Origin of the sequence: Robertmurraya sp. DFI.2.37 (assembly GCF_029211245.1) — a bacterium.
In the GTDB taxonomy this organism is placed as follows: Bacteria; Bacillota; Bacilli; order Bacillales; family Cytobacillaceae; genus Robertmurraya; species Robertmurraya methanolica_A.
Genome location: NZ_JARGEJ010000726.1, coordinates 1 through 294, shown reverse-complemented (window position 1 = coordinate 294; position 294 = coordinate 1). Strand labels below are relative to the sequence as shown.

Annotated in this window: 1 pseudogene; it reads right to left on the bottom strand. The window is 39.8% G+C overall.

The features are described 5' to 3' along the window. Window positions 1-78: 78 nt before the first annotated feature. A pseudogene (locus PZE06_RS28385) lies at window positions 79-294 on the bottom strand (iron-enterobactin transporter ATP-binding protein); the annotation flags it as partial.

The window sequence follows — 294 nt, the reverse complement described above, 5'->3', positions numbered from 1 at the left end:
GTTATCATCTCAGATACTTTTAGCTCTTCCCTTGTTTCCTTTTCACTGTCAGCATTAGATTCTTTATTGCCGCAGGCGCTAATAACGAGCACCGCCAACAGCATAAATGGAATGAGTAATTTCTTCATCATTTTCTTCTCCCCTAAGTAGGTTATATGTGATACACATTGGTTTATTTGTTCGCGGATCGCGTCCTATTTCAGCATCAATAGAATATACTTTCTTCAATACCTCCCGGTTGATCACTTCTTCACAATTTCCTGCTTTGACAATTTCCCCGCCCTTTAATGCGAT